We start from the raw sequence: 23,462 nt of genomic DNA, 5'->3' as shown, positions 1-23,462 counted from the left end.
AACGTTTGTTAAACGTTTCAACGGCAAAAGCCTATCTTGCATTGGAGCCGTTATTGATGTCGATACAGATACCATTGATGTATTCAGGCGAATCGGTTGCCAGCCAATACAAAGTGTCGGCCACTTCTTGAGCGGTCGCAAAACGTCCGGTAATGGTGTTTTTCAAGAAAGCTTGTTGGCGATGTTCGGGAATGTTGTTCAACATTTCTGTTTCAACCGGACTGGGTGCTACCGCATTGACAATGATTTTGCCTGCAAACGCTTTTGAGAAGGATTTGGTGGCGTTGATTAAGCCAGCCTTGCCGATGCCATACCAAATATCAGGATGACCTATTTGACCGGCAATAGAAGCGTTATTCACCACTCTAGGTGTATAGGCAGATTGGGTTAACAGTTTATCCCTCAACAATTCGGTGAGTTTTACCGGTGAAATGATGTTTAGGGCTAAAGAGTACTCCCTGCGTTCATCGGAATAATCGTCGTAAGTTAAGGGCTGCAATAATCCGGCGTTATTGATTAGAACATCCACCTGCTCAATTTGATCTACCAGGCCTGGTAGGTTATCGATATCGGTTAAATCGTATTGTGTACAAGTAACCAACGGATGGTTTTGGTAATCAAAATCTTCTTGATTGCTGAAATCACGGGCAATGATCTGTACTTTATCGCCCGCTTCTACGAATTTTTGGCTAAGTTTTAGGCCAATGCCTTTGTTTCCGCCGGTAATGACTACATGTCGCATAGATAGATTCTTTTTAGTTTGAAAAATTAAAAAGCAATCATACGTTGTTTACTTAAAAGCTTGCAAGTTACTCAAGAGAATTTTCCCGCCAACGGATAGTGACGGTTTTTTTACCCCACTTTTTGGCTTTGTCATGGTCATTCCCCATATAGATATCGATTTTATTCTGCCAGCGTTTATGCATTTTATCGAGCACCAGATATTCTCCTGGAAGCCCCTCGATGGTCACTTTAGAACCATTTTTCAGACCTTTTTTGAGAAGATCTCGAGAAACCGCAATAGATTTTACGCCCGGTTTAAGCACATTATTCCAGGCGGCTAAATAAGGTGTTTTATCGGTTTGCGAATGGGTTGAGGTGTAAGCCGTAGCGGTAACTTCTAATGCCGTTGTCTGCTTGTCATCGTCTTTACAGCCGCTGAGATGCATCGCAACAAGGGCAATTATGGATAGAGGTAAAACATGCATAATCGGCCCTCTTAACGTTACGGCGGTAAAAAACGGTTTAAATCTTTGACGTTGTTTATCTAGGTTAACAAGTTTGTTATAACGGATTGCCCCAATTCTAATGGATGTTAAAAGCAATTCAAAACACTATAGGCTTGTCGTGGTTCTTGCGATTATGAAACGATAATTATGACCAGGCCCGCTTGTTTTTATTTTAGATGATTCAGGTTAAGGTTTTTTTATTTCGTTTTGCACTCTTTTTTAACAAAATAATCCTATTTTTAGAATAATATCCCCCAGCCATTCCTTAACGAATAATGACAATATTTTGTATGCTGAAAATGGGATGATTAGAGTGTATTGTATTTAACTTGTTGATAATAAAGGTATATATAGTTTGTAAAATCCCTCAATACTTTTCTGGTTTATTAAATCATCAATTTTTTTTACTTGAGTTTAGTTGTTTAAATCACTAATCTGAAATCAAGAAAGCATTAGTACTTTCTAATATTGATGAGACCTTTGCTCGAGATCATAAACAGATAAAAATGACTAGAATCACATTTTTCTCTCGCTCCTGACTCATGAAAGGCCTCGAAGAAAGATTAAATAAACGGCTAATGACTAAAGAGCAGTCTTTTATTTTATAACCAGGAGTTCAACAATTATGAAACGTAGATCATTTTTAAAAAATACCTTAGCTACTGGTGCTGCAGCGGTTGCTGTAAACGCTGGTCTTTTAACCCCAACAACGGTTTTGGCCGATTGGAATAAAAAAGCCTTTAACGCTAAAACCACCGACGAAGCGCTTAATGGTGTGTTCGGCGCGAGTAATGCCGCAGATTCCGGCGATATTAAACTTAAGGCTCCAGCCATCGCTGAGAACGGTGCGGTGACGCCAGTTACCGTGGATGCATCGGGTATTGATGGTGTTGAATCTATCGCGATTATGGCAAGTAAAAACCCAATGCCTTTAGTGTGTGAATACACCTTTGGTGCTGGTGCGGTCGGTTATGTGTCTACCCGTATCAAGATGGGACAAACCATGAATGTCATCGCGGTGGTCAAAGCCGGCGGTAAACTGCTGAAAGCTCAGCAGGAAGTGAAAGTGACTATCGGTGGTTGTGGTGGTTAATCAACCCCACAGTTAACCTATAAAATAGAATTTAAAAAAGCAAAGATGCTTTAAAGGAATACAAAATGGCTATTAAAATTAGAATGCGTGGAAAATCACAAAACGGTGTTGCAGAAGTTAAGGCGTTGATTAAACACCCTATGGAGTCTGGCGTACGAATGAACAAAAAGACGGGTAAGCCTTATCCTGCAAAATACATCGATATGGTTGAAGTCTTGGTCAATGGTACTAAGGCCGTAGATGCGCAATGGTCAGGTGCGGTTTCCGCAAACCCATATATGGCGGTTATGGTCAAAGCCAATGCAGGCGATGAAGTAACGGTTAAGTTATCTGATAACACGGGTGAAACCGGTTCAGATTCAATTAAGCTTAAATAAAAACCTTTAGTTTAAATGTTAAAAGCCCCGGCAATCTCACTTGGTTGCTGGGGCTTTTTACATCAGTCCAAATTGCCGCTAAAGTACTTGTCTCAGCAGTTTTTTGATGACCATTTTTGAGTGGGAACCCCTTTTAATATTCTCAGTTTCTACACTGAATCGACAGCGTTCGCCAGTGGGTGTTATCACCGTCAGGTCATCGATATCCGCAGCGTATGCCATTTGGTGGCGTGCATATTCCGGGCCATATTTACGTGGTGGAAGCGTTTCATTGATGAACGCTTGAATATTGGCAATACCTTCAATCTCACCAAAAGGTGAGGCGGTTGACCATGATGCCTCCGGATGGAATAGCTCGGTAGCGCGGTTACCATCTCGTCTATCAACACAATCCAAAAATTGCATCAACAGTAAACGTGTCGAGTTTCTTGCGGCATAGTGGGTGTGGAGGAGGTGATGGGCTTTAGTTGAGTTGGGATGCTCTAATTCAGTTTTATAGAGTTTTTGAATGTCTTGGTTTTCGTAGGAGCGTCTGCGAGGAGCGTTTTTGTCTATTCCATAAATCGCTTGCATACGTTTTTCAAGGATAAGGGGATCCATCGACTTGGGTTCGCCACCTCCGCCTAGGCAACCACCCACACAGGCCATGACTTCAATCGCGACATAGTCATCCCGCCAGTTTTCAGTTTTAAGCATCTGCTGTGCCGCGGCAATGCCGTTACAAATCGCCACCTTGCCCACGCCAGGGATTTCAGCCTCTTTTATGACGGTGTCCACCCCGCGGAGTTGATGCCAATCCAAAGGCATGGAATCTTCTTTGCCAATCAGGTGTGCTGCGGTGCGCACCACCGCTTCCATCACGCCTCCCGATGCGCCAAAAATCTGCGCGGCTCCAGTGCTTTCACCAAGCGGATTGTCAAACTCCGCATCCTCAGACAGTGCGCCAAATGCAATGCCCCGAGCCTTAATCATTCTTGCCAGTTCACGGGTGGTTAAAACATGGTCGACATCGCCCGAAACACCCGGGCGGGCAGATTCATCTTTTTTCGCGGTACAAGGCATTACGCTGACCACATAAGGTTCCACTTTACCCTCGGCGAATTCAGAACCGAGTGTTCGCGCGAAGGCGGCTCGTTTGGTTAAGGCGCCATGCATTTGTTGTGGCGACTTAGTGGTGCTCAGGTGTGGCAAAAGGTCAGGACGATTAATCTCAACCCAGTTTACCCAGCCGGGGCAACAGGAGGTGAATAGGGGAAGCTGTTGTTGGTTTTTAAAACGTGTTAGAAACTCGTTGGCCTCTTCCATAATGGTTAAGTCAGCTGCAAAATTGGTGTCGAAGACATAGTCAAAGCCAAGTTCTCTTAACGCATTGATCATGCGACCAGTGCTCACCGTACCGGGTTTCATGCCAAACTCTTCACTAATGGCTACGCGGGTTGCCGGAGCAACTTGTACTGCGGATACACGTCTATGTGCATCCAGGGTATGTACGACCTCATGCCAGTGTGGGGTTTCAATCAAGGCACCCGTTGGGCAAACCAAGGTACATTGTCCGCAAGAGATACAGTTGGTTTCAGAAAGCGGTTTGTCGAATACGGTGACGGGAATACGGCCTGAACCCTGTTCGGCAAACCCTATCACATGTTGCTGTTGCCCTGCATCGCCACAGGCTTCGGCGCATAAACCACACTCCACACACTTTGATAAGTCGCGCCAGATGCTTGGCGAAGTATGGTCGGTTAGAACGTGTTCAGGGTGTTCGGCAGAACCCCTTGGCACCTTTTCCCATTTATCCTCTAGTTGATATTCACACACCAGATTTTGAAATTGACATGAGCCATTGACTTCACAACGTATGCAATCGTTTGGATGACGGGCTAATAGCCATTGCATATCGGCTTTACGAAAATCGATGAGCTGTTGGGTGTCGGTTTCGATGATATCGCCGTCTTTGGCTTTGGTTTTGCAAGCGGGTTGCGGGCGCGCCTCACTGCTGACATTGACTAGACACATACGGCATACGGCATGAGAGGGTAGGCGAGGGTAGTAACACAGGGTGGGAATATGCACACCCGCTTCTCGGCTGGCATCAAGTAATGTTGAATCATCCTCTATCTCGACAACCCTGCCATTGACTGTAACTTTAATCATCTTATGTCCACCCGATTAACGCCATTAATGAGTGTTTAAGTATCACATAATAAACCGAAATTAAAAAGGGCTGTAAATTTGCGATGGCTAATTAATCAAATAAAAAGGGTGTGAATTCACCAAGCCTGGTCAGTTGTGTTTTCTAAGAAAAAATCCCTCTGGTCTTTCTATTGGCAGAGAGTTAATGATCGATGTACTGCAATAATAATGACAGTGTTAAAAGAGAAAAAACGGTGGAGAATAGAACCGTTTGTGCGGTGATCAATGCATCTCGTTGATAGAATTCGGCCAACATATAAGGGCCGGTTCCTGTGGGAAGAGCCGCCAAGAACACCGCCATCATCGCCAATTCCGTCGGCATATCAAATACATAAAAAGCCAACCACGCCACCAATAAAGGTTGTAACACCAGTTTTGCCATGCTTAAAGTGAAAGCGGTTTTACGAACGCTCGCCGAATGTTCGTTTGCTTGGCAAGAGGCATGCGCCAAAAACAACCCTAAACTGATGAGGGCGGCGGGGCTGGCGGCATCTGATAGCAGTCCTAAAAAAGTCGCCACGGCTTCGGGCAGTGTGTAGGGGGTGGCCGAAAACAGCGCACCCGCTAGTGGTGCGACCACCAACGGGTTTTTAAACACCGCTTTAAACACGTTCAAAGCACGTAAGTGCCAGGCTAGAGAGGCGTGTAACGCACTTTCTATTAACACAATTCCAAAACCGAATAGCAAAGAGGCCACAATAATACTCGCCAAAGCGGTAGGCACTTCGCTGGCCGTGCCAAACACCAGAAACATCAGCGGAAAACCGATATATCCGGTATTGGCATAAGATGCGGCCATGCTATCAATACTGGCCTCAGCCAAGTCTTTACCTCTACTAAGTCGCCAAAACAAAACCAATAGAAACACGGCAAACGAGCCGATGATATACACCGCAATAAAGTCGGCTTGAAACATTGTCTGCCAATCACTTTTAGCCATGATTTCAAACAGCAAAGCGGGTAACGCCAACCAAATCACAAAACGACTCAATTCCGTTGCCGAGGCAGGACCTAAAATTTTGGTTTTATAACTGATATAGCCCGTAGCGATTAACGCGAATACCGGGAATAGAATGGAAAAAGTGGTGAGCATGAATTGGTGTAACCAAGTAAATGTGTTAAAAACGCATTGTACGATACCGAATGTGTTTTGTAGATTAAATTCACCAGGCCTGGTTGGTTTAAAACTTGATTTGTCTTATTTGTTGAGAAGCCTTTTTAATATTTATAGGTCTTCAATTTTATGATTCTGGCTTCCCGTCACTTTTTTCTGTTCGGAAAAAAGTAACCCAAAAACGAACCCCGCTGACACAATCTATTTCACTAAGCTTGTTCGCTGAAATTCTCAAACACGCTCGTGCCCGCAGGAAATGCCCTTGGGGTACTCGGACAATGAAATTTTTTAACGCCCTCTACGCTAGCGCCCAACGGAAGTGCACTTGGGGTATGAAAATGACGATTGCTTACAGAAGGGTGGGTTTTTCTACGTTAATTCTGTATTTCTATAGCGAGCATATACTTGAGCTGTAATTGTTACCAGGCCTGGTAATTTTAGATTTAAGATTTGATTTGTCTTACTTGTTGAGAAGCCTTTGTGAATATTGATAGACCTTTTGTTTCAACTGTTAGGCTTCCCCTTCCTTTCTTTGCTTGCCCAAAGAAAGGAAGCAAAGAAAAGGCACCCCGCTGACGAAACCGATTTTACTAAGCTTGTCTGCTGAAGTTTGTGAACTCGCTTCGCTCAAACAGCACAAACTTTTAACCGCATCCTTCACTAAGTAAAAGGGCGATTTCTTACAGAGGGGGATGTTTTCCTACGTGAATTATGTGGTTCAAATAAGTATTGAATGAGCTGTTATTTTTGATATTTACCAGGCCTGGTAAATTTAATTGAAATAAATCGAAAGCTAATTACAAACACCCAGATTCCCCTTGGAATAAATTGTGCAAAGTTCTTAGCGAAGAGAACGTTTAAAAACTTCAGCTGTTTGAGTGCCCCAAGTGCATTTCCTGCGGGCACGAGCGAGTTCTGAAGTTTCAGTGAATGAGTTTTAGAACTTGCCAATTTATGGAGCGGGGTGCCCTTGTTGGCTTACCTTATTGGGCAAGCAATAAGGTAAGGGGAAGCCGATAGATTAAATTAAAGGTATATAAATATTGAAAAGGCTTCTAAATGGCAAAGAAGATAAAAGTGAGAGAGACCTCTTATTTTCATAAATTATGATTGTTTGTTGAGTTGTCTTGCTTTTTTCTTGTCCCTTACCCATAGAACTGAGCCGTTTGTTTTTTTCATTTCAAAAAGATCTATTGCCATAAATAAGTCACTTAGTTTTTTAAAGCCGTAATTTCGTTGGTCAAATGATGCATGGTTTGATATATGAGTTCCAATAGGACCAAGCATGGCCCAGCCATCTTCTTCTTCGACGGCTTCAATCGCTTGTCGTAATAAATTGATTAGTTTTGTATCACTTTTGATATTTTTAGCTTGTTTCTGAATAGGTTCATTTTGTGTTTCTACATCATCTAAATAAAGAAAACGAGAACAACTATTTACGAAAGCTAAAGGAGCTTTACGTTCTCCAAAACCAATAACAAATTTACCGTCAGCGAGAGCACGAGTGACTAATGGAGTAAAGTCACAATCAGAAGAAACAAGACAAATAACATCAACATTTTTCGTATATAAAATGTCCATTACATCAATTACAAGCGCCATGTCTGTTGCATTTTTTCCCTTTGTTAAATCGAATTGCTGGATAGGCTGTATTGCATATTCGTGAATTATTTCTTCCCATAATTTTAGGTTTTGACTTTTCCAATTACCGTATGCTTTTCTAATATTGACTACTCCATAACGGGCAAGTTCAGAAAGAACTTTATCTATTTTTTTGGCAGGAGCGTTATCAGCATCAATAAATACTGCTATATTTTCCTTATCTTTCATGTGCTTTCCTTGAAGGCATGAATTTGTGTTTATAGGTAGTATTACTATCCGTAGGTAAAATGTAAATAAAATTATGTTTTGAAATGTAATTGAATATCTTGATGATAATAAAAAACCCGCTAAGGAAATTCCTTGCGGGTTTTTTATTTGAACCTGATTAAAGTTACCAGGCCTGGCATGCCCTGTTGCCTTTTAGGTTATGTGAGCACAGGGTAGGTTTGGCAAAACTTAAACTTCTAAATAATCCAAAATCCCTTCTGCGGCTGAACGGCCTTCGGCAATCGCTTCAACAACAAGACTTGAACCACGAACCATATCACCACCCGCAAAGATTTTTGGGTTAGTGGTTTGGAAAGGGTATAGAGACTTGTCTGATGCAACCACGCCATCCCAGCTATTGACTTCGATATTGAAGTCTTTGAACCAAGCTGGTGGGTTTGGTTGGAAACCGAATGCGACGATTACCGCATCACATGGGATCACTTGTTCAGAACCTTCAACCATCTCGGCACGACGACGACCATTTTCATCCGGCTCACCCATGCGGGTTTCGATGACTTTGATGCCTTCCACTTTACCGTCACCAATCACTTCAACCGGAGCTAGGTTGAACATGAATTGAACGCCTTCTTCTTTGGCGTTTTGTACTTCGGCACGTGAACCAGGCATGTTGGCTTCGTCACGACGGTATACACAGTAAACATCGTCCGCACCTTGACGGATAGAGGTACGTGTACAGTCCATAGTGGTATCTCCACCACCTAGAACCACGACTTTTTTGCCAGCCATGCTTACGAATGGTTCTGGAGATTGTTCCATGCCCAATTCGTTTTTAACGTTGCCGATTAGGAAGTCTAGGGCTTTGTAAACACCCGGTAGGTCTTCACCTGGGAAACGGCCTGCCATTGGCTTGTACGTTCCCATGCCTAAGAATACCGCATCGTACTCATTCAATAAGGTTTGGAATTGGATGTCTTTACCGATTTCAGTATTAACGTGGAACTCGATTCCCATACCTTCTAAGATTTCACGACGACGTACAACGATGTCTTTGTCTAGCTTGAACTGCGGAATACCAAACGTCAGCAGACCACCAATCTCTGGCTGTTTTTCAAATACCACTGGCTTAACCCCGTTACGGATTAAGATATCCGCCGCGGCGATACCCGCAGGGCCAGCGCCCACAATCGCGACTTTTTTGTCGGTCATGGTGATATTTGAAAGGTCTGGCTGCCAACCTGCGGCAAACGCGGTATCGGTAATGAATTTCTCGATTTGACCGATGGTCACCGCACCGAAGTTGGTATCTTCTAAAGTACAGGCCTGCTCACATAGTCTGTCTTGTGGACAGATACGACCACACATCTCTGGAAGTGAGTTGGATTTATGAGAAATCTCAACCGCTTCCATGATATTGCCTTCCGCAACCAGTTTTAACCAGTTAGGGATGTAGTTGTGCACCGGGCAAGCAAATTCGCAGTATGGGTTACCACAGTGCAAACAACGGTCTGCTTGCGCCATGGCATCTTCTAATTTGAACGATGAATAGATTTCAGAGAACTCTTTATTACGTTCATTAGCCGCTTTCTTTTCAGGAAGCTGGCGGTTTAATTCTAAAAATTGTCTAACATTTGGCATTTTTAAATTCCTTCCAGTTTCGCTTAGTCAGCTGCTTTTACAAATAAGTCGAAAAGTTTGTCTACATCAATCGCTAAAGATTTAACTAACCAGAACTTGCCAATGTAAGCACTGAAGTTATCTAAAACTTCTTTACCCCAAGGACTGTTGGTTTTTTCAACGTATTCAGTCAATAAGGTTTTCAAGTAAACACGGTAGGCTTCGGTATTTTCAGTGTCGATGTGAATCGCTTCTACCATCTCAGTGTTTAAACGGTCAGGTAAAGTGCGCTCTTCATCAAGGATGAATGCCATACCGCCAGACATACCGGCACCAAAGTTAACGCCTACTTCACCTAAGCTGACAACGGTACCACCGGTCATGTATTCACAACCGTGGTCGCCTAAACCTTCAACTACCGCAACCGCGCCTGAGTTACGCACTGCAAAACGTTCACCACCAGTACCGTTGGCGAACAATTTACCGCCAGTCGCGCCGTATAAACAGGTGTTACCGACAATAGGGGTATTTTTCGCTTCAAACGTACTGCCTGCTGGCGGACGAATCACAATCTCACCACCGGCCATACCTTTACCGACGTAGTCGTTGGCATCACCGTCTAGGTGTAGGTTCAATCCGTCTACGTTAAACACACCGAAAGACTGTCCGGCAATACCGGTTAGTTTTAGGGTGATTGGCGCGTCTTTCATGCCGTCGTTACCGTAACGTTCTGCAATTTCACCTGCAACCCGTGCACCGATAGAACGGCCAGTGTTGACTAGGTTGAATTCAAAAGTTCCACCAGTTTTCGCTTCAATGGCAGGAAGAGTCGCTTTAACCATATCTTCGGCAATATCGCCGTGATCCCAAGGATTGTTGCGCTTCACTTGCACCGTATGTGGTTTTTCTGCTGGTACGCCACCATCGGTAATGAATGCAGATAAATCGATGTTTTTCTGTTTTTCTGTCAGCGGGTTGTCGATGACTTTCAGTAAATCAACGCGTCCAACCAGTTCTTCTAAAGAACTTACGCCTAACTTAGCCATCCACTCACGGGTTTCTTCAGCAACAAAGCGGAAGTAGTTCATGACCATTTCTGGCATACCGATGAAGTGCTCTTTACGTAGACGTTCATCTTGAGTTGCAACGCCCACCGCACAAGTGTTCAAGTGACAGATACGTAGGTATTTACAACCAAGCGCCACCATTGGCACAGTACCGAAACCGAATGATTCCGCACCTAAGATGGCGGCTTTAACCACGTCTAAACCGGTTTTTAGTCCACCATCCGCTTGTACGATAACCTGACCACGCAGGTCGTTGGCACGTAGAACCTGGTGTGTTTCTGCCAGACCCATTTCAAACGGGTTACCAGCATACTTAACCGAAGTCATTGGTGATGCACCTGTACCACCGTCGTAACCAGAGATGGTGATAAGGTCGGCATACGCTTTAGCCACACCCGCCGCAATCGTTCCAACACCTGGTTCAGCAACCAGTTTTACCGAAACCAAGGCATTCGGGTTAATCTGTTTTAAATCGTAGATTAGCTGAGCTAAATCTTCGATAGAGTAGATATCGTGATGCGGAGGAGGTGAAATCAAGGTAACACCAGGCACTGAGTGACGTAGTTTTGCAATCGTCATATCCACTTTATGACCAGGTAGCTGTCCACCTTCACCAGGCTTGGCACCCTGAGCAACCTTAATCTGTAACACTTCAGCGTTACGTAGGTAGTGCGCCGTCACACCGAAACGTCCAGAAGCGATTTGCTTGATCTTAGACATTCTTTCAGTACCGTAACGTGCTGGGTCTTCGGCACCTTCACCTGAGTTGGAGCGTGCGCCTAAACGGTTCATCGCTGTCGCTAAGGCTTCGTGCGCTTCTGGAGAAAGCGCCCCTAACGAGATACCTGCCGAGTCAAAACGCTTGTAGATAGATTCAACTGGTTCAACTTTATCTAGGTCGATGCTCTGGATTCCGTCTTTGAAAGTGAATAGGTCACGAATCGTCATTGCAGGACGGTTGTTTACCAAATCACGGAACTCGTTGTATTTATTCTGGTCGCCTTTTTGTACCGCTTCACGGATGCTGTTAACCACTTCTGGGTTAAACGCGTGGTATTCACCACCGTGCACATACTTGAATAAACCACCTTGTTGCAGCGGTTTACGAGGGTTGAATGCTTCCCACGCTAAACGACGCTGATCCAATTCTAGGTGCTCATATTTGGTACCTTGAATTCGCGATGGTGTGCCTTTGAAACACAAGTCAACGATGTCTGAGCTTAGACCAACCGCTTCGAAAAGCTGAGAACCACGGTAAGAGGTAATGGTTGAAATACCCATTTTAGAAAGGATTTTGAATAACCCTTTGTTAATCGCCTTGCGGTAGTTTTTGATGTAGAAGCTAATTGGTTTATCGGCATCCAACTCGTTGGTACGGCGCATATCTTCAATGCTTTCATAAGCCAAATATGGGAACACCGCTGTAGCACCGTAACCGAATAACACGGCAAAGTGGTGTGGGTCACGGGTGGTTGCCGTCTGCACGACAATGTTCGCTTCCGTACGAAGTTCTTTGGCGATTAGGTGATGGTGAACCGCACCGGTCGCCATCGCTGCAGGAATTGACGTTTTACCGTTTTCAATGCCTAAATCGCTTAATACTAAGATGGTTTTACCTGACTTAACTTCCGCTTCCGCTTTTGCACAAACCGCTTTGATGGCCGCTTCTAAGCCCATCTCTTCATGGTTGTAGTGTAAAGAGATGGTGACGTTTTCATAACCAGGCTCTTTAATCGTTAGCAATTGCTCCATCATTGATGGGCTTAATACCGGAGACTGAACTTCTAAACGTTTAGCGTGCTCAGGACCTTCTTCAAACATGTTGAGTTCTTTACCAAAACAAGTGTTTAAAGACATTACGATGTTTTCACGTAAAGGGTCGATTGGTGGGTTGGTAACCTGTGCGAACATTTGACGGAAGTAGTCGAACACTGAACGAGGTTTGTGTGAGAACACCGGCAATGGCGCATCGTCACCCATTGAGACCGTCGCTTCTTGACCATCTTCAGCCAGTACACGGATAACCGCATCACGCTCTTCAAAGGTGACTTGGAAATACTTCTGGTAAGTATCCGCTGTATTGCTATCCCAACCCAAAGTGGTTTCCGCTTGTTCCAGCTTCTCTTCGATGTGCATGTAACCTTCATCCATCCACTGACGGTAAGGTTTAGCGGTTTTCAACTGGTCATCGATGTTCTCAGGCTTGATTAAAGTCCCTGTTTCTAAATCAACGGCAATCACCTGGCCTGGTTTTAGACGGCCTTTCTCAACCACGTCCTCAGGCGCGTAGTTGTAAACACCGATTTCAGATGCGAAAGTGATGTGACGGTCTTTAGTGATGACATAACGCGTAGGACGTAAACCGTTACGGTCAACACCACAGATAGCATATTTACCTGTATTGATTACCATACCGGCAGGGCCATCCCAAGGTTCCATGTGCATAGAGTTGTACTCTAGGAAGGCTTTTTTATCCGCATCCATGTGCGGGATGTTTTGCCATGCAGGTGGAACCAATAGACGCAACGCTTGGAAGATGTGCATATCGCCCATCATCAAGATTTCCATCATGTTATCCAGTGAGTTCGAGTCAGAACCTGATTGTGCGACTAACGGCTTCAGTTCACCCAGTTCTGGAAGCAGTGGGGTTTCGAATTTCTTTTGACGTGCCAATGCCCAGTTACGGTTACCACGGATCGTGTTCAGCTCACCATTGTGTGCTAAGAAACGGAACGGCTGAGCCAAACGCCATTGTGGCGTCGTGTTGGTTGAGAAACGCTGATGATATGAGATTGAGGACGAAGCAAACTCATCATTCTTAAGGTCAAGATAGAACTCAGGAAGTTCTTTAGGCATGACCAAACCTTTGTAGGATAACAACTGGCTGTTCAAAGACGCGATATAGAAAGTGCCGTCATTCGGCTCGATTTCCATCTCGGTCTTACGACGTGCGGTGAACAACAAACGGTTGAATTCAGCTTCATCCATGCCTTGAGGTGCATTCACAAAAACCTGTTCAATAACCGGTTCCATGCTTGCCGCTTGTGCGCCAAGTACTTCTGAGCGAACAGGCACTTTACGCCAACCGGCAACAATCAAACCTTTGTTAGCTAAACGCGCTTCCAGGAATTCACGAGCGGCTTGTGCTTTACCTGCATCTTGGTTTAAGAAAACCATACCAGCAGCATAAATTTCAGCTAAATCAAAACCTTCCGCAGCGGCAACCGAAGCTAAAAAGCTGGTTGGCTTTTTAATTAAAAGACCACAACCATCCCCTGTGCAACAGTCTGCGGCAACACCACCACGGTGGGTCATATTGGCAAGAGATTCAATAGCTGTTTGTACGACCCAATGGCTTGGTTTGTCGTCCATATTGGCAATCAAACCAAAGCCACAGTTCTCCTTTTCAAACTCAGGAGAGTAAAGGCCTGTTAAATTTAGGCCGTGTGGGGATTGTAATGGGTTCATAATTCCGTGTCCTGTCCGTCAAAAACGCTAATTTTTCAGAATAAGTTAAACCTTAACCTATTGAAAAACAAAGGTTTTAATTGTTTTCAGCGCGTTCAAAAAATAAAAATTGGTGCGAGATTATACTTTATATGTACATTTGGAATCAAATTGTACCACTCTTTTTAGCGTACTTTTTGTGATTTAAGGTAGGCTGAAGCTTGCCATTAACGGGTTGTGGTCGGATATTTCTGGTACAGCCATGGCTTTGGAGTCTTGCAGTTGTAGGTCGCGATAAAAAATATAGTCTAGGGGCTGGCGATTAAGGGTTTTAACGGCGGAGTTGTCCGGGTAGGAAACCATCGACAAATTTAATTGTTCGGTTGCGCTCAATAGGGTTGTAAGGCGTGCCTTGTTCCAGGTGTTGAAGTCGCCGCTGACAATTAAAGGACCTTTGGTGTGAGCGATATGGCTCCACAATGAACGCAGTTCTGTTTTAAACAGATGATGGGGCACAAAGTTTATGGCATGAATGTTTACGTGGATTAGGGTTTGCCCGTCTGCCAGCAAGTGATGGGTGATCAAGGCTGTTTTGTGTGTCATCCAGCCAAGTTCTCTATTGTTGGTCAGGCACTGTTGGTGTGCTGACTGCTTGAATTGGGAGGCGGTCAAAACCCCGAAAAACCGGTTTCTGGTTTCAATGTTCGGAGCCATGAAAAAAGGCAGGTTGAAAAAACGGTTTTGTTGCGGTTGGATTGCCGCTTCTTGCAGGGAGAGCAGATCAACTTGGGTGATAGGCAGCAACTCTTCGATAGGGCGATGGATGAAGTGTGAAAAGTCGATTTTTTGAAGGTTCCACGTCAGCAAGGTAAAGAATTCCGGTAACGCTTGTTGATAAGTTGAATGACCGTTGGTCTCGGTGATTGGGGTGGTTTTTGGTTTTAACATGACTTACCCAGGCCTGGTTAAAGTATCGGTGCAAATATGCGGGTGAGGTTTTCAAGTAGTCTTTTACTTGGGTTGTGCTCGGCTTTATAAACTTCACTTTGCTCTAATTGTTTATTAAGCCATATCAATAGGCTTTGGGTCAGCGAGGCTGAGTATACGAAATTGACGATTTCATGGTTGATAAACAGCGAGCGGTAATCAAAATTGGCTGAGCCGATGATGGCGACTTGTTGGTCGATGATAATCAGTTTGGAGTGCAGCATATTGCCTTTAAAAAGCTGTATGTTGGCGCCAGCTTCGGAAAGTTCACGCATATAGGAACTTCGTCCTAAATCGAAAATCAGATGGTCAGAGGTTTCTGGTGTTAATAAGTTGACTTCGACCCCACGTTTGATGGCGATAAGTAGGGCGTTCATGATAGAGCTGTCTGGAATGAAGTAGGGGGTCACTATCTGTATTTGTTGTTTAGCAAAGTAAATGCTGTTTAGCAGGGATTCATATAAAGCATCGCCATGAATGTCTGGTCCTGATGGCACGGCCTGCATGATTTCGCCAGATGGCGCATTTTGCGTTTTTGGGGGCTTGGGGCTAGCCAACTCTTCTTGGGTTGCATACTGCCAATCATCATTAAACAGGTTTTGGTAATGGAAAGTGATTGGCCCTTCAATCTCGAACATTAAGTCAATCCAACGCTGGTTTTGTAGCGTGTCACGCGGTGAGCCGAGGTAATCATCAGAAAGGTTCATCCCGCCCGTTAATAGGGTGGTTTGGTCAAAAAGGTATATCTTACGATGGTTACGCAGGTTGATTTGGCCGCTAAAGATGGAAGGCCAAAGTGGCTGGAAAAAACCGTATTTGCCGCCAGCGGAAATCAGCGGCTTGAGTTTTTTCTGATTGATATAGAGACTGAACGAACCCAGCGCATCCAATAGTAGGCAGACCTCTACACCTTGTTTGGCCTTGCTGATTAACGCTTGTAAAATTTGCTGGCCGGTGTTGTCGAGCTCAAAGATGTAGGTTTCGATATGAATGCTTGACTGGGCGTGGGCAATCTCATGCAAGATTTGTTTAAAGGCTTTATGGTCTTGCTGATACATTTTTACTTGATTGTTGGCTGTGGCACCGGCAATTTGGTTGGTTTGTAGAATGTTATTCAGCTGTCTTGCAAGACGGTTTTGCGGTTGGACACTTGAGGATGGGTGCATCGCGATGGTGGGTTTTCGGTGTTTGTTGAGGAATTTGCGTGACCCCAGAATCAGATATAAAAAAACACCAATATAGGGCAGTAAAATCAGCGTAAGCAACCACGCCATGAGGTTTTGTGGTGAGCGTCTTTGGTACAGCATGTGCAAAATGACACCCAGAACCAAGGTTATGTTGACAACATACAACCAAAATATGGGTTCAGTAATGGCTAAGCTCATAAAGGACGCTTTCCTATTTGTACGAGAATTAAAGTATAAGACTTAATAAAGGCTTAATAAACGGTTAATAACCATTAAGGCATACAAATTATGGGATTTGCAAAATAACTAGATAAGAATAAGGTTGTCAGAAATAAAAAAGGCTTGTCAAAATAATCTGACAAGCCTTTTAAGTTCAAAACGAACTCGTTTTGCTAGGAGTTATGCTTTTTTGCGTAAGCTTAAGCCCGTCATCTCTTCCGGTTGTTTGATTCCCATCAAATCAAGCATGGTTGGCATGACGTCAGGTAAAGAGCCGCCATCACGAAGCGCTAGTTTTTTAGGTCCGAAATAGACCAAAGGTACAGGGCAAGTCGTATGTGAGGTGAGTGGTTTGCCTGTTTCAGGATCAACCAGCATTTCCATATTGCCGTGGTCTGCGGTCACAATCACTTGTCCGCCCGATTTCTCGATAGCATCCAGGATTTTACCTAAGGCTTCATCAACCGCTTCAACCGCTTTGATACAAGCGTCGAAATTACCGGTATGTCCTACCATGTCAGGGTTGGCGATATTGCAAATGAAGGTGTCGTATTTATCCGATTCAATCGCTTCAACCAGTTTTTCAGTCAATTCACCCACACTCATTTCCGGTTGCAGGTCATAGGTGCGCACTTGTGGAGATGGGATTAGAATACGGTCTTCACCTAAGTAAGGCGCTTCGATACCACCATTTAAGAAGAAGGTCACGTGTGCATATTTTTCAGTTTCCGCAATACGTAGCTGACGAAGTTTATGTTTGGCGATGACTTCACCAAAGGTATTGATTAATTTGGTCGGACGGAATGCGATGCTTGCCCCGAAATTTTCAAAGTTCTTGTTGTATTCGGTTAGGGTTACAAACGCGGAAAGAATAGGGGTCTTGCAACGGTGGAATTCACCAAAGTCAGGCATGATGAATGCGCTGGTTACCTGGCGCGCACGGTCAGATCGGTAGTTCATGAAGATGATTGAGTCGGCATCTTTCACCTTGGCTTTTTTGCCTTTTTTGCTCAAGATTGCAGTCGCTTGGATAAATTCATCGGTTTCATCACGTTCATAAGCCATTTCAACCGCTTGTTTTGCTGAATCGGCAGTGAATTTGGCGTCACCACAGCAAATCAAGTCGTAAGCTTCTTGGATACGCTCCCAACGGTTGTCACGGTCTAATGCATAGAAACGTCCGATAACCGATGCGATTCGGCAGTTACCACCGATTTCAGCGATGTGTTTTTCAATTTCTTCAATGTATTCAAGGGCGCTTTGTGGCGCCGTGTCGCGACCATCGGTGAAAACATGCAGATAGGTTTTTGCACCACGCTCAACCGCTAAAGAGAGGGCCGCTTTGATATGGCTGATGTGTGAGTGAACACCACCGTCCGAAAGTAGGCCTAAGATATGGACAGGGCGTGAACGTTCTTTGGCTTTATCAATTGCGTTCAATAACGCGTTGTTATTGAAGAAACGGCCATCATCAATATCTTTTTGGATTCGTGTCAGTTCTTGATAAACCACGCGGCCAGCGCCTAGGTTCATGTGACCGACTTCTGAGTTGCCCATTTGCCCATGAGGTAAGCCGACATCTAATCCAGACGTGCTGATGAGAGTGTTAGGGTTGTTGGCAACCAGCTTATCCCAGTTTGGCGTATTGGCTTGAGCAATCGCGTTATGCTCTCTTTCTTCTCGGTATCCCCAGCCATCAAGGATGATTAAGCCAGTCGGACGTTGTTCAATTTTGATTTTTGGTTTTAGTTCTTGAGACATGTTTGGTTTCTACCGTAATAAATATTTAGTCAATTCGGTTTATTGTAGCGAGTTTCGCTGTTAAAATCATTAGGTTTGAAAATATACCTACTAAGGGAATGTAAATGTTTAATGAATTCTTTCAAGAGCAGTGGCCGTTATTTGTCGCTGTTGCCGTAATTACTGCAATGTTGGTCTACAGTTATGTAGGTGACAAGATTGCGGGTTATCAATCGGTCAATACAGATCAGGCTACTCGTTTATACAATGATGACGCATTTGTACTTGATGTGCGCACGGCGGGTGAGTACAAAGACGGTTATATCGGCAATGCCACTAACATCTCATCATCGGATATCGGTTCGAGAATGGGGCACTTGCCGTCCGATAAGACAGCACCTATTTTAGTGTATTGTCTTACGGGCGCACGTTCAGCACGTGCGGCGGCTATGATTGCAAAAAACGGCTATACCAATGTCAATAACTTGGCTGGTGGTATCAATGCGTGGAAAGCCGCTGGTTTGCCGGTGGGTAAAGAAAAGTCTAAAAAAAACAAAAAAAAGTAAAACAGGCGAAACCGTCTACGGTTGAAGGGGCGGTTTTGCCTAAAGAGGATAAGAGCATGGCTGAAGTCGTAATTTATTGTACCGCAACGTGTCCATATTGCTTGATGGCAAAACGTTTGCTGGATTCAAAAGGGGTTGAATACCAAAGTATTGATATTGGTAACGATGCCGAGAAATGGGCGGAATTGGAAGCGAAAACCGGCCGTAACACTGTGCCACAGGTTTTCATCGGTGAACACCATATTGGTGGGTTCGATGATTTGTCCGCGGCAGATAAACGCGGTGAAATCGATCCATTGCTACAAGCGTAATCAAGAACATAGAACACATTTGAACTAAGGAAAAAACATGTCTGAAGCACCACAGCAAACTTTTGTAATCCAAAAAATTTATACAAAAGATGTTTCATTTGAATCGCCAAATACACCTGAACTTTTCACTACGGACTTTCAACCAGGCCTGGCAATGGACTTGAATGTCGAAAGCCGTAACCTGGAAGGCGATATCTACCATGTGGTGGTTCGTGTTACCGCACAAACTAAAGTGGAAGACAAAACGGCGTTTTTATGCGAAGTAGAGCAAGCGGGTATCTTTACTCTGGCTGGCTTTAACGATGCGGAGCTTTCTTATATGTTAGGAGTGCAATGTCCAACGGCATTATTCCCATATGCACGTGAAACGGTTTCGGACTTGGTCGCCCGTGGTGGTTTCCCTCAGTTGTTACTTGAGCCGGTGAATTTTGAGATGATGTATCACGAGCATATGCAGCAAAGAGCGCAACAGTCAGAAACAGAACAGTAAGTTAGGTTTTGAATTGTCTAGTCCACGTAAGATAGCGGTTTTAGGAGCGGGTGCTTGGGGTACGGCCTTAGCGTTACACCTTGCTAAAGTAGGGCATGCTGTAAATTTATGGACGCACCGCGAAGAACAGGCTCAGCAGCTTAGAACTGATCACGAAAATGCACGCTATCTTCCTGGGATAAAGTTGCCTGATAACTTAAATCCGGTGGCAAGTCTTGTGGATGCACTTTATCAGGTCGAGGGCATTTTATTGGTTGTGCCAAGCAATGCGTTTCGCCAAACCTTGATGGCAATTAAAGAGGTTGTCGCCAGTAGATCAGTGCATATCGCTTGGGCAACCAAGGGGTTTGAGCCGGTCACTCAGAAGCTGTTGCATGAAGTGGCTTTTGAGGTGTTGGGTGATACGGCAAACGTAACGGTTTTATCTGGGCCAACCTTTGCCAATGAAGTGGCAAAAGGTTTGCCTACCGCGATGGTCAGCGCATCCAATCAAGAACAAGAAGCCCAGTATTGGGCGGATCTGTTCCATTGCGACTCTTTTAGGATGTATACCCAGTCGGACATGATTGGGGTTGAAGTGGGCGGTGCTTATAAAAACATTATGGCAATTGCTACCGGAATCAGTGATGGTTTGGGTATGGGAGCCAATGCTCGTGCGGCTTTGGTTTCTAGAGGCATGGTTGAAATGATGCGTTTGAGCCAAGCTTTGGGCGGGCAAACGGAAACCATGATGGGCTTGGCAGGCCTGGGTGATTTGGTTCTGACTTGTACCGATGACTTATCCCGAAACCGACGTTTTGGCTTTGGTTTGGCAAGAGGCGATATGTCTTCTGAGCAGGTCATGAATGAGATCGGTCAGGTGGTGGAAGGTGCTAAAGCGGTTAAGACGGTTAAGCAGTTGGCGGATAAGTTAGGTTTGGATTTACCGATTATGGAACAGGTTTATCTACTGGTTTCCGAGAAGATTTCGCCTCAACAAGCGGTAAAAGCTTTGATGACGCGTTCTGGTAAGTCGGAATGATGTAGCGATTTTAATCACCATTTCCCGCAAAGGGAGGTGGTGATTGGGTTGGTTTCTATAGGTTCGAATTATAGATTCATATTGAAGTCAAGCTGACGCCAAGCTTCATAAGCCATCGCTGAAACCGCATTGGCTAAGTTTAAACTTCTTCCGCCGGGCATCATGGGAATGGTCAAACGTTGTTCAGGTGGCAAGCTCTCAATTACTTCGGCAGGTAAACCTCTGGTCTCTGGGCCAAACAAAAAAGCGTCGCCATTTTCAAATTTCGGCTCGGTATAATAGCGCGTGGTTTTTGTGGTTAACGCAAAGACACGATTAGGTTTAACGGTTTCCAGACAGCTTGCCAAATTTGGGTGTTCATGAACATTGGCCAGTTCTGCATAATCTAGTCCAGCTCTTCGCACCTTTTTCTCACTTAGATCAAAAGCGATTGGGTGAATTAAATGCAAGTGGGCGCCCATATTGGCACTAAGGCGAATCAAAGCGCCAGTATTTTGCGGGATTTCAGGCTCGTAAAGAATAATATGTAACATATAGGATGATTTCTGTGGTTGATTTATCGGTTGATTTTTGTGGTATTCATTTCAATTCACCTGTGGCAATGGCCTCAGGTAATGCTGGATATGGCATAGAATACCAGTCTGTTTCAGGCTTTTCCAATCGAGATGTCGGTGCGGTGTTTTTAAAAGGTACAACCTTAGAGCCAAAGCTGGGTAATAAGCCAGAGCGAGTGATGGAATCTCCGAGTGGATTATTGAATTCAATTGGTTTACAGAACCCCGGCGCACACGCTGTTATCAAAGAGTATTTGCCAAAGCTGGATTTAAGTCAGTCGCAGTTCATTATTAATGTATCAGGTTCAAGTATTGAAGAGTACGCCGAGGTAGTGAGTCTTTTCAATGACACCGACTTACCGGCGATTGAGGTGAATATCTCCTGTCCTAATGTAAAGAAAGGCGGTGCGGCGTTTGGTAATGATCCTGAAATGGCAGCACGTGTGGTTGAAGCTTGCCGTGCAAAAACAACCAAACCTTTGATTGTTAAATTATCGCCAAACCAAACCGATATTGCCGAAGGTGCTCGTCGTGTGATAGATGCCGGTGCGGATGCTTTGTCGGCCATCAATACTTTGATGGGGATGCAGATTGATGTGAATACACGTATGCCAACCCTGGGGAATAACCAAGGAGGGCTTTCTGGGCCAGCCATTAAGCCGGTAGCCTTGTTGAAAGTGCATCAGGTTTATCAAGTGGCCAAGCAACATAATATTCCCATTGTTGGATTGGGCGGCATTGCCAGTGCTGAGGATGCTATCGAGTTCTTTTTGGCAGGTGCCTCTATGGTGGCGATTGGTACGGCCGTCGCTAAAGACCCTTTATTGGTGAAAAAGGTCAATAAAGGGATTGCAAAATATATGCAAGCCAACGGCTATAGCTCGGTTTCACAAATGACGGGGCAGTTAGAATTAAATACCGACACGGTTTTATGTGGTGCTGTTTAAGCACTTACCAGGCCTGGTAGGTTTACAAAGTTAAAATTTAAAGTAAGAAGTTAGTATGAAAACAGTACAAGAGCAGTTAGCCATTATTAAGCGTGGCGCAGAAGAGATTCTGGTTGAAAAAGAGTTGATTGAAAAATTAGAGAAGGGTAAGCCGCTACGAGTAAAGACCGGTTTTGATCCTACGGCAGCGGATTTGCACTTAGGTCATACGGTTTTGATTAATAAGTTAAAGCAGTTTCAGGACTTAGGGCATGAAGTTCTGTTCTTAATCGGTGATTTCACGGCAATGATTGGTGATCCGACAGGTAAGAGTGTGACTCGTCCGCCATTAACTGCGGAAGAGGTCGCTAAAAATGCCGAGACCTATAAAGAACAGGTTTTCAAGATTTTAGATCCTGCTAAAACCAAAGTAGTTTTCAACTCTGAGTGGATGTCAAAAATGTCTGCTGCTGAGATGATTCAATTGGCTGGAAAGATGACTGTTGCCCGTATGCTGGAACGTAATGATTTTGGTGATCGTTACACTTCCAATACTCCGATTGCGATTCATGAGTTTTTATATCCCTTGGTGCAAGGTTATGACTCGGTTGCTCTGGATGCAGATATTGAACTAGGTGGAACAGACCAGAAATTCAACCTATTGATGGGGCGCACTTTACAAGGTCATTACGGTAAGCCGCAGCAATGTACCTTGACTATGCCGATTCTTGAAGGTTTGGATGGTGTGCAAAAGATGTCTAAGTCTTTGAATAACTATATTGGTATCAAAGATGCGCCAAATGACATGTTTGGTAAAGTCATGTCGGTGTCTGATGAATTGATGTGGCGTTATTATGAATTGTTGAGTTTTGAAAGTATCGAAACCATTGAGGCTCTAAAACAAGCGGTAGCAGATGGTGAAAACCCACGTAATGTAAAAGTTAAGTTGGCGTTGGAGTTGATTACACGTTTTCATTCAGAAGAAGATGCGCAAAATGCATTGAAAGATTTTGAAACTAAATTTAGTAAAAACGCCATTCCAGATGATATCGAAGAAGTGACGATTCAAGGTGAAATGCCTTTGGCTAATTTATTGAAAGAAGCAGGCCTGGTTGCAACGACCTCTGATGCGCATCGCATGACAAAACAAGGTGCGGTAAAGATTAATGGTGAAAAGGTCGATGATAGCCGTCAACTAATGCCGGTTGGAACCACTTCGGTTTATCAAGTTGGTAAACGTAAATTTGCGAAAATTACAATTAGTTAATATAGATGTCCAAATAACACTATATATGTATAGTTAATATCTTAGGGGATTCACCCGTTTTAGATATACAGATATATAGAGTAATGGTTAATAATAAGAAAAGGCGCTGTCGCAAGACAGCGCCTTTTTTGTTTCTGATGATAAAAAAGCCAGCAACAGAAGAAGGGGTGGAGTAAATGGGAGGGTGAAAAAGGATATAAAAAAGGCTAAATGTGGATAAAGCTGTGGAT

Annotated in this window: 19 protein-coding genes; 8 read left to right on the top strand and 11 right to left on the bottom strand. The window is 44.2% G+C overall.

Annotation, left to right across the window (positions count from 1 at the left end):
* Positions 1 to 31: 31 nt before the first annotated feature.
* Together L6421_RS10335 and L6421_RS10330 are read right to left on the bottom strand one after the other, a co-directional pair.
* Positions 32 to 742 (bottom strand): SDR family oxidoreductase, encoded by a 711-nt coding sequence (locus L6421_RS10335; RefSeq protein WP_237261712.1) that lies wholly within the window; start codon positions 740 to 742, stop codon positions 32 to 34.
* A 67-nt stretch (positions 743 to 809) separates the two neighbouring features.
* A complete protein-coding gene (locus L6421_RS10330; RefSeq protein WP_237261711.1) occupies positions 810 to 1,208 on the bottom strand; it encodes a 3D domain-containing protein in 399 nt (132 codons plus the stop codon).
* A 646-nt stretch (positions 1,209 to 1,854) separates the two neighbouring features.
* Here L6421_RS10330 and soxY point away from each other — a divergent pair.
* Positions 1,855 to 2,322 carry a thiosulfate oxidation carrier protein SoxY gene (gene soxY, locus L6421_RS10325; protein ID WP_237261710.1) on the top strand — a complete coding sequence of 156 codons (468 nt, stop codon included), beginning with the start codon at positions 1,855 to 1,857 and terminating at the stop codon, positions 2,320 to 2,322.
* A 65-nt stretch (positions 2,323 to 2,387) separates the two neighbouring features.
* Positions 2,388 to 2,699 carry a thiosulfate oxidation carrier complex protein SoxZ gene (gene soxZ / locus L6421_RS10320; RefSeq protein WP_237261709.1) on the top strand — a complete coding sequence of 104 codons (312 nt, stop codon included), beginning with the start codon at positions 2,388 to 2,390 and terminating at the stop codon, positions 2,697 to 2,699.
* 78 nt (positions 2,700 to 2,777) lie between these two features.
* On the opposite strand, the gene L6421_RS10315 is transcribed toward soxZ, so the two are convergent.
* The 8 genes from L6421_RS10315 to gpmI all read right to left on the bottom strand — a co-directional run bounded on the left by L6421_RS10315 (position 2,778) and on the right by gpmI (position 18,118).
* Entirely contained in the window at positions 2,778 to 4,850 is a 2,073-nt protein-coding gene (locus L6421_RS10315) for a [FeFe] hydrogenase, group A (RefSeq protein WP_237261708.1), read from the bottom strand.
* A 181-nt stretch (positions 4,851 to 5,031) separates the two neighbouring features.
* Positions 5,032 to 5,982, bottom strand: coding sequence for an AEC family transporter (locus L6421_RS10310; protein ID WP_237261707.1), 951 nt, complete (start codon positions 5,980 to 5,982; stop codon positions 5,032 to 5,034).
* A 1,125-nt stretch (positions 5,983 to 7,107) separates the two neighbouring features.
* Positions 7,108 to 7,833: an NYN domain-containing protein gene (locus tag L6421_RS10305; RefSeq protein ID WP_237261706.1), complete on the bottom strand. Its 726-nt coding sequence runs from the start codon at positions 7,831 to 7,833 to the stop codon at positions 7,108 to 7,110.
* A 228-nt stretch (positions 7,834 to 8,061) separates the two neighbouring features.
* Entirely contained in the window at positions 8,062 to 9,471 is a 1,410-nt protein-coding gene (locus L6421_RS10300) for a glutamate synthase small subunit GltD family protein (RefSeq protein ID WP_237261705.1), read from the bottom strand.
* 23 nt (positions 9,472 to 9,494) lie between these two features.
* Complete coding sequence (gene gltB / locus L6421_RS10295; protein WP_237261704.1) at positions 9,495 to 13,985, bottom strand: glutamate synthase large subunit; 4,491 nt, start codon at positions 13,983 to 13,985, stop codon at positions 9,495 to 9,497.
* 183 nt (positions 13,986 to 14,168) lie between these two features.
* Positions 14,169 to 14,912, bottom strand: coding sequence for an endonuclease/exonuclease/phosphatase family protein (locus tag L6421_RS10290; RefSeq protein WP_237261703.1), 744 nt, complete (start codon positions 14,910 to 14,912; stop codon positions 14,169 to 14,171).
* Between the two features lie 17 nt (positions 14,913 to 14,929).
* Positions 14,930 to 16,336 (bottom strand): cardiolipin synthase, encoded by a 1,407-nt coding sequence (cls, locus tag L6421_RS10285; protein WP_237261702.1) that lies wholly within the window; start codon positions 16,334 to 16,336, stop codon positions 14,930 to 14,932.
* A gap of 201 nt (positions 16,337 to 16,537) precedes the next feature.
* Entirely contained in the window at positions 16,538 to 18,118 is a 1,581-nt protein-coding gene (gpmI, locus tag L6421_RS10280) for a 2,3-bisphosphoglycerate-independent phosphoglycerate mutase (RefSeq protein WP_311195281.1), read from the bottom strand.
* Positions 18,119 to 18,222: 104 nt separating this feature from the next.
* On the opposite strand from gpmI, the gene L6421_RS10275 reads away from it, so the two are divergent.
* From L6421_RS10275 to L6421_RS10260, 4 genes are read left to right on the top strand one after another with little or no spacing between them, the layout of a single operon-like run.
* The gene (locus L6421_RS10275) at positions 18,223 to 18,663 is read left to right on the top strand and encodes a rhodanese-like domain-containing protein (protein WP_237261701.1); all 441 of its coding nucleotides are present in this window, start codon (positions 18,223 to 18,225) and stop codon (positions 18,661 to 18,663) included.
* Between the two features lie 56 nt (positions 18,664 to 18,719).
* On the top strand, positions 18,720 to 18,974 hold the full coding sequence (gene grxC, locus L6421_RS10270) for a glutaredoxin 3 (protein WP_237261700.1): 255 nt from the start codon (positions 18,720 to 18,722) through the stop codon (positions 18,972 to 18,974).
* A gap of 37 nt (positions 18,975 to 19,011) precedes the next feature.
* The gene (gene secB / locus L6421_RS10265) at positions 19,012 to 19,464 is read left to right on the top strand and encodes a protein-export chaperone SecB (RefSeq protein ID WP_237261699.1); all 453 of its coding nucleotides are present in this window, start codon (positions 19,012 to 19,014) and stop codon (positions 19,462 to 19,464) included.
* 13 nt (positions 19,465 to 19,477) lie between these two features.
* On the top strand, positions 19,478 to 20,485 hold the full coding sequence (locus L6421_RS10260; protein ID WP_237261698.1) for an NAD(P)H-dependent glycerol-3-phosphate dehydrogenase: 1,008 nt from the start codon (positions 19,478 to 19,480) through the stop codon (positions 20,483 to 20,485).
* A 68-nt stretch (positions 20,486 to 20,553) separates the two neighbouring features.
* Here L6421_RS10260 and L6421_RS10255 read toward each other — a convergent pair whose 3' ends face one another.
* Positions 20,554 to 21,018, bottom strand: a complete 465-nt coding sequence (locus L6421_RS10255) for a tRNA (cytidine(34)-2'-O)-methyltransferase (RefSeq protein ID WP_237261697.1) — start codon at positions 21,016 to 21,018, stop codon at positions 20,554 to 20,556.
* A 14-nt stretch (positions 21,019 to 21,032) separates the two neighbouring features.
* Between L6421_RS10255 and L6421_RS10250 the strand changes: the two genes are divergently transcribed.
* Both L6421_RS10250 and tyrS read left to right on the top strand, forming a co-directional pair.
* On the top strand, positions 21,033 to 21,986 hold the full coding sequence (locus L6421_RS10250; protein ID WP_311195280.1) for a dihydroorotate dehydrogenase: 954 nt from the start codon (positions 21,033 to 21,035) through the stop codon (positions 21,984 to 21,986).
* 55 nt (positions 21,987 to 22,041) lie between these two features.
* Positions 22,042 to 23,232: a tyrosine--tRNA ligase gene (tyrS, locus tag L6421_RS10245; RefSeq protein WP_237261695.1), complete on the top strand. Its 1,191-nt coding sequence runs from the start codon at positions 22,042 to 22,044 to the stop codon at positions 23,230 to 23,232.
* The last annotated feature ends 230 nt before the right edge of the window (positions 23,233 to 23,462 follow it).

The sequence above is a fragment of the Thiomicrorhabdus immobilis genome, assembly GCF_021654855.1.
Lineage (GTDB): Bacteria > Pseudomonadota > Gammaproteobacteria > Thiomicrospirales > Thiomicrospiraceae > Thiomicrorhabdus > Thiomicrorhabdus immobilis.
Note: the sequence above shows the minus strand (reverse complement) of the source record. Positions and strands in the feature narration are given on the sequence as shown.